Origin of the sequence: Clostridium sp. ZBS15, from assembly GCF_023845705.1 — a bacterium.
GTDB classification, from domain to species: Bacteria; Bacillota; Clostridia; order Clostridiales; family Clostridiaceae; genus Clostridium; species Clostridium aquiflavi.
On record NZ_JAMQHY010000008.1, the window covers coordinates 77,228 to 83,872 of the forward strand.

Sequence of the window (6,645 nt, forward strand, 5' to 3'; positions counted from 1 at the left end):
GCCTTATGCCTCCTTGCTCATTTTTATTTTTTCTATAAGTTGTGGAATAATTTCATATATATTACCTACTACTCCATAATGAGCAACTTTAAATATAGGAGCTTTATCGTCATTATTTATAGCAAATATATGTTCTGAATTATTCATTCCAGCTGAGAATTGAACTGCACCTGAAATTCCACAAGTTATTATAAGTCTTGGTCTTACTGTTCTACCACTTAATCCAATTTGTCTTTTAGCATCAACCCATCCTGCTTCAATTAAAGGTCTAGTACATGCAAATTCTGCACCTAATAACTCTGCAAATTCTTTTATCATATTTAAATCTTTTTCTGACTTAACACCTCTACCAGCTGCTACTATTACTTCAGCATCACTTATTCCTACCTCTGTATTTTTTTCTTTAATTTCAAGAACATTAATACCAGATTTAAGCTTATCCTTTTTAATGTCACATTTAATTATTTCACCATTAATATCATCTGTTCTTTCTGGTGCTGTCATTACTTTATATCTTACTGTCGCAAGTTGTGGTCTTGAATTAGGTGTAACTATTTGTGCCATTATATTACCACCAAATGCTGGTCTAATTTGTACTAAGTCTGTATCTTCTTTTATATCAAGGATAGTACAATCAGCTGTAAGACCTGTTCTAAATCTAGCAGCCATTCTAGGTGCTAATGATCTTCCTATTGTTGTAGCTCCAACTAATATTGATGATGGTTTTACATTTTTAATAAAATCTTCAAATGCTGCTGCATAAGGTTCTATTCTAAAGTCTTTTAGTTCTTCATCATCATATACAAATACTTTATTTACTCCGTAATGCAATAACTCTTTTGCTTCCTCTGAAACTTTATGACCAATGAATACACAGTAAACAGGGTGATTTATTTTAGCTGCTAATTCTCTAGCTTTACCAATTAATTCATAAGTTACTGGATGAATCTTCCCATTAACATGATCTACGTAAACAGATATTCCTTTCCACAAATCCTTATCTATTGACTTAACTTCTTCTTCAATATATTCAATTGCTCCCTTTGGTCCTTTCTTTACACAAAGCTTACACATTTTACAAGCTCCATTTATCTCAACTTTTCCATCATTTATTTCAAGAGCACCAAATGGGCATATTTTTATTAACTCTTCCTTATTAGTTATTTTTTCTTGATTAACAACTAACTTTGCCATAAATCATTCCTCCTTGATTAATGTTTTTATTTATATATCCTTAATAATCCTTTTTAATATTATTTATAAAAATCCTTAAACTCACTAAAAACTAATTTATAATTAAATAAACTTAAACTCTTTTAATTTATGTTCCATTTTTTCAGTTAACTCATTTGAATTGCCTGTCCACATTTCTCTATCATCATTAACTTCTGGTGGAAATATTCTTTCAACTTGAGTTGGTGAACCATTTAGTCCATATTTCTTTTCATTTCTATCTTCAAAATCATTTAAACTCATAATTGAAATTTCTTTGTCTTTAGTTGCAATTTTCTTTCTGTAAGATGGAAGTCTTGGTTCAAAAATTCCTTTATCTACAGTTATTAAGCAAGGATATGAAATTTCAACTACTTCTAAAGTTTCAGGCATATCCATTTCAACTATAATTGATTTTTCTTTTATTTCTATGATTCTCTCAACATTTGCTACATGAGGTATATCTAAGTACTCAGCCATTTCTGGTCCTACTTGAGCTGTATCTCCATCAGTAGTTTGCTTTCCGCAAATTATTAACTCAAAATCTCCCATTTTTCTTACGCCTTGAGATATTGTATATGATGTCGCTAAAACATCAGCACCACCAAATTTTCTATCTGATAATAATGCTCCCTCATCAGCACCCATACTATACGCTTCTCTAATTACGCTAAGTGCTTGATTAGGTCCCATACTTAAAACTTTTACATTTCCACCTTCATTTTCTTTTATTCTTAATGCAGTTTCTAATGCATATAAGTCATATGGATTCATTTTTGAATCTATACCATCTCTTTTTAATACTCCAGTAACTGGATCAACCTCTACTTTTGAAGTTCCTGGTACTTGTTTAATACAAACTAAAATATTCATGTAAATACCTCCTAAAAAACTATATTTTAAAATCCAAATAGTGGTCCACAGAAATATATTAATAATCCTGAAAACACAATATAGAATGAACAAACTTTTAATGTTGAATTTAATATTTTACCTTCACTACCAACAAGATTGGTAGCTGCTGTTGCAACTGCTATACTTTTTGGTGAAATCATTTTTCCTACTGTTGCTCCCATTACATTTCCTCCTGCAATCCAATATGGATTTGCTCCAATGGAATTTGCAGCTTGTACTTGTAATTCTCCAAATAAAACATTTGCTGAAGTATCGCTTCCTGTTATTAAGAGATCTATAGGGCATGCCTTATGGCCTGCAATCTTAAGCTTTCCTAATGAAATCATAAGCCAAATAATAGTAATACAAGCTAAAACAAATAAAATGTACACGGTTATCCTTCTATTTTGGTAACATATCATACCAATTTACGATTGGTACTACCACTTACAATTATTATTATATATTTAAAACTTTGCCATGTAAATAATTGTTATTAAATTAACAGAAAACATTTACATAAAATTTATAACAACGCTTACAACTTTTTATAGCTAGAGTTGTATTTTTTCTCCTCTTTAACATAATAAAATTTATAATTTTCTATAAAAAAAAGTTTCTATAAAAATAAAAATTTTGCTTTTATTTTTATAGAAACTTCTTGTTTGATATTTTATTAACAATACTTTACTTAAGAATAATTTACTATTCTTCGTATCCATATGCCTTCCATATTAAATCAAAATGTTTTAGCATTGCATTAAATACTTCTTTTTCATTTCTAAATTTTAATGCTCTCACTAAATTTTCATGTATTGATAATAATATTTCTCTACTATTACCAGTATGTAAAATTTGCATTCTAGATGATTTTATAAATTCATCCATAAGCTGAGATATTACTTCAAGTATATTAATGAGCAAAACATTTCTTGCTGCTTTTGCAAGAACATAATGAAATTTAATATCTAATTCTAAACTCTCCTCTTCTGTTCCTGCTTCATACATTCTATCTAATATAGCGCTTAAATGATCTAACTCATTATCTGTTATATTCTTTGATGCTAATCTTCCACACTCTAGCTCTAATGTTTTTCTTAAATCATACATTTCTTTAAGAGAACTTTCTTGAAGCATAAACATAACTGACAATGGTTCAAAAAGTGAATTGTCAAAATTAGTTTTTATATAATTTCCTGCGCCTTGCCTGCTCTCTATAAGTCCTATAACTTCTAAAGCCTTTATAGCTTCCCTTACTGAAGTACGGGAAACACAAAGAGATTCTGCCATCTCTCTTTCAGATGGAAGCTTATCACCTTTTTTGAGTTCACCACTTTTTATTTTAAATTTTATCTGTTCTATGACTTGATCGTATACTTTTGGTGTCTTAATAGGCGTGAACATAATAATTAATCTCCTCTTCAATAACATTGTTAATTATATTATAACTAAAAATTAATATTAATTACTAGTTATAGTAAAATTTAATTGACAAAATTTTAAAATTAGAATATATTAGTCTAAAGAAGATTAAATTTAATATTGAATTAAGAGGGAGTAGTTATAATATAACATCAACATGCTCGGTTATTTATTTACCTGGTGTTATGACCTTTGTGGTGACGAGACTTTTAATATGATTTCAGAATTCTGAAATTATATTAAAAGTCTTTTTTTGTTCATTGAGCATTTCAAATAAAATAATGAGCAAACTATATAATAATATTGCTTATTATTATATATATATGATAACTAATATAAGAAGGAGATTGAATGATATGGAAAAATATTTTTGTAAAAGTTCTGAGGATACTTTAAAAGATTTTAATGTAACCTTAAACGGTCTTACCGAAGAACAAATTAAAGAACAGTTAAACAAATATGGAGAAAATGCATTAACCGAAAAAAAGAAAAAGAGTATTGTTTCTATATTCTTAGAACAATTTAAAGACCTGCTAGTTATTATTTTAATAGCTGCCGCTATTATATCAATAGCAACTGGTAATATTGAAAGTACTATCGTTATTTTAGTAGTTATAACTATAAACGCCATTTTAGGTACAGTTCAATATGTTAAAGCGGAGCAATCATTAAGCAGTTTAAAGGCACTCTCCTCTCCTACTGCTAAAGTTATTAGAAATTCCAATAAAATTGAAATTCCGTCTAAAGATGTAGTACCAGGTGATATATTAATATTAGAAGCTGGTGATTTAGTAGTCGCAGATGGAAGAATAATTGAAAGTTTTTCATTACAAGTTAATGAAAGCTCTCTAACTGGTGAATCAGAAAGTGTAGATAAAATTTCCGAAAAAATCGATAAAACTGAAGTAGCTTTAGGTGATCAAAAAAACATGGTATTTTCAAGCTCACTTGTAACTTACGGAAGAGGTACAGTACTTGTTACAAGTACTGGTATGAATACTGAATTAGGTAAAATAGCAACTTTGATGGAAGAAACTCAAGAAAAAAAGACTCCTCTTCAAGTATCTTTAGATGATTTTTCTAAAAAATTAGCTATTGGTGTAATTATTATTTGTGCAATAGTTCTTGCTTTAAATGTCTATAGAGGAAATACAATTTTAGATTCATTAATGTTTGCTGTAGCTCTTGCTGTTGCTGCTATTCCAGAAGCTCTTAGTTCAATAGTTACTATAGTTCTTTCTATAGGTACTCAAAAAATGTCTAAGGAACATGCAATTATTAAAAATCTTAGAGCTGTTGAAGGTTTAGGTTGTGTATCTGTAATTTGTTCAGATAAAACAGGTACTTTAACTCAAAATAAAATGACTGTTAAAAGTATCTTTGTAGATGATAAGTTAATAACTTCTGAAGAAATTAATTTAAATAATCCACTTGCCAAATTCTTAGTAGATAGCTCTATACTTTGCAATGATTCTACATCTGTTGATGGTAAAGAACTTGGTGATCCAACTGAAGTGGCTTTAATTAATTTAGGTCATAACTTTGATATAAATGAGATTAATTATAGAAAACAACATCCTAGATTGAGTGAAATTCCTTTTGATTCTGATAGAAAATTAATGAGTACTCTTCATAATATCGATGATAAATATTTAATGATTACAAAAGGTGCTATTGATGTATTATTAAAAAGAACAACCTTAATAAAAACATCTGATGGTATAAGAAAAATTACTGAAAAAGATATTGATGACATAAATAAAATTAACCATCAATTATCTTCTAATGGATTAAGAGTTTTATCATTTGGCTATAAAAAATTAGATACTAAAAAAGATCTTGTATTAGATGATGAAAAAGATTTTATATTTGTTGGATTAATTTCAATGATAGATCCACCTAGAGAAGAATCAAAAGCAGCTGTTGGAGATTGTATTAAAGCTTCAATTAAACCAGTAATGATTACAGGTGATCATAAGATTACAGCTTCTGCTATTGCTAAAGAAATAGGTATATTACAGGATACTGATATATCAGTTGATGGTATTGAGTTAGATAAGATGTCTGATAAAGATTTATTAGATAAATTAGAACATATTTCTGTTTATGCTAGAGTATCTCCTGAACACAAAATTAGAATAGTTAAGGCATGGCAAAGTAAAGATAAGATAGTTGCTATGACTGGTGATGGTGTAAATGATGCTCCTGCCTTAAAACAAGCTGATATTGGTATTGCAATGGGTATAACAGGTACAGAAGTTTCAAAAGATGCTGCTTCTATGATATTAACTGATGATAACTTTGCAACAATAGTTAAATCTATAGGTAATGGTAGAAATATTTATGCTAACATAAAAAATTCAATTAGATTTTTACTTTCTGGAAACACTTCTGGAATATTAGCTGTATTATATGCATCATTAAGAGCTTTGCCAGTACCATTTGCTGCAGTTCATTTATTATTTATAAATTTACTTACTGATAGTTTACCTGCTATTGCAATAGGTATGGAAAAATCAACAAGAGATGTTTTAAATGAAAAACCTAGAGATAGTAAAGAATCTATATTAAATAAAAGTTTTGTAAAAAGTATACTTGTTGAAGGATTATTAATTGCAATTGCTACTGTTTCAGCTTACCATATTGGATTATCTAGTGGCCCTGTAGGAACTTCTAGTACAATGGCATTTGCCACTTTATGTTTAGGTAGATTGTTCCATGGTTTTAATTGTAGAGGGAGAAAATCTATATTTGCATTAGGTTTATTTGATAATAAATTTAGCTGGATGGCTTTTGGAATTGGCTTAGTACTACTAAATGCAGTATTATTAGTTCCTCCATTACAATCATTGTTTGAAGTTATACCATTAAGCGGATCAAATTTAGGATTTATATATTTATTTGCATTCCTTCCAACATTAATAATTCAAATATATAAAATGATTAGATATGATTCAGAAAAAGATGATTATATAAGTTCTGAAAATAAGGGTGGTAAAGTTAAAGAAAAAAAGCAAGTAGCTTAAAATAAAATTATAAATTTACTGTATTTTTAATACATGTTTATATATGCAATAGGTAAAATGGCATTGTAATTGGATTTTGAGAATTCTTAAT

4 protein-coding genes and 1 pseudogene are annotated in these 6,645 nt (G+C 28.5%); 1 reads left to right on the forward strand and 4 read right to left on the reverse strand.

The features are described 5' to 3' along the window. Window positions 1-3: 3 nt before the first annotated feature. The 4 genes and pseudogenes from NG904_RS03780 to NG904_RS03795 all read right to left on the reverse strand — a co-directional run bounded on the left by NG904_RS03780 (window position 4) and on the right by NG904_RS03795 (window position 3,510). Window positions 4-1,194 carry an electron transfer flavoprotein subunit alpha gene (locus NG904_RS03780; protein WP_252215218.1) on the reverse strand — a complete coding sequence of 397 codons (1,191 nt, stop codon included), beginning with the start codon at window positions 1,192-1,194 and terminating at the stop codon, window positions 4-6. Window positions 1,195-1,296: 102 nt separating this feature from the next. Next, a complete protein-coding gene (locus NG904_RS03785; protein ID WP_252229865.1) occupies window positions 1,297-2,085 on the reverse strand; it encodes an electron transfer flavoprotein subunit beta/FixA family protein in 789 nt (262 codons plus the stop codon). Between the two features lie 26 nt (window positions 2,086-2,111). Then, window positions 2,112-2,393 (reverse strand): annotated as a pseudogene (locus NG904_RS03790) (L-lactate permease); the annotation flags it as partial. 418 nt (window positions 2,394-2,811) lie between these two features. Beyond that, window positions 2,812-3,510 (reverse strand): FadR/GntR family transcriptional regulator, encoded by a 699-nt coding sequence (locus tag NG904_RS03795; RefSeq protein ID WP_252229867.1) that lies wholly within the window; start codon window positions 3,508-3,510, stop codon window positions 2,812-2,814. A gap of 374 nt (window positions 3,511-3,884) precedes the next feature. Between NG904_RS03795 and NG904_RS03800 the strand changes: the two genes are divergently transcribed. After that, complete coding sequence (locus NG904_RS03800; protein ID WP_252229869.1) at window positions 3,885-6,554, forward strand: cation-translocating P-type ATPase; 2,670 nt, start codon at window positions 3,885-3,887, stop codon at window positions 6,552-6,554. Window positions 6,555-6,645: the final 91 nt, after the last annotated feature.

Bases quoted from the DNA above. Each gene is read 5' to 3' on its own strand.
- NG904_RS03800 (WP_252229869.1), top strand. From the start codon at position 3,885: ATGGAAAAATATTTTTGTAAAAGTTCTGAGGATACTTTAAAAGATTTT.
- NG904_RS03785 (WP_252229865.1), bottom strand. From the start codon at position 2,085: ATGAATATTTTAGTTTGTATTAAACAAGTACCAGGAACTTCAAAAGTA.
- NG904_RS03795 (WP_252229867.1), bottom strand. From the start codon at position 3,510: ATGTTCACGCCTATTAAGACACCAAAAGTATACGATCAAGTCATAGAA.
- NG904_RS03780 (WP_252215218.1), bottom strand. From the start codon at position 1,194: ATGGCAAAGTTAGTTGTTAATCAAGAAAAAATAACTAATAAGGAAGAG.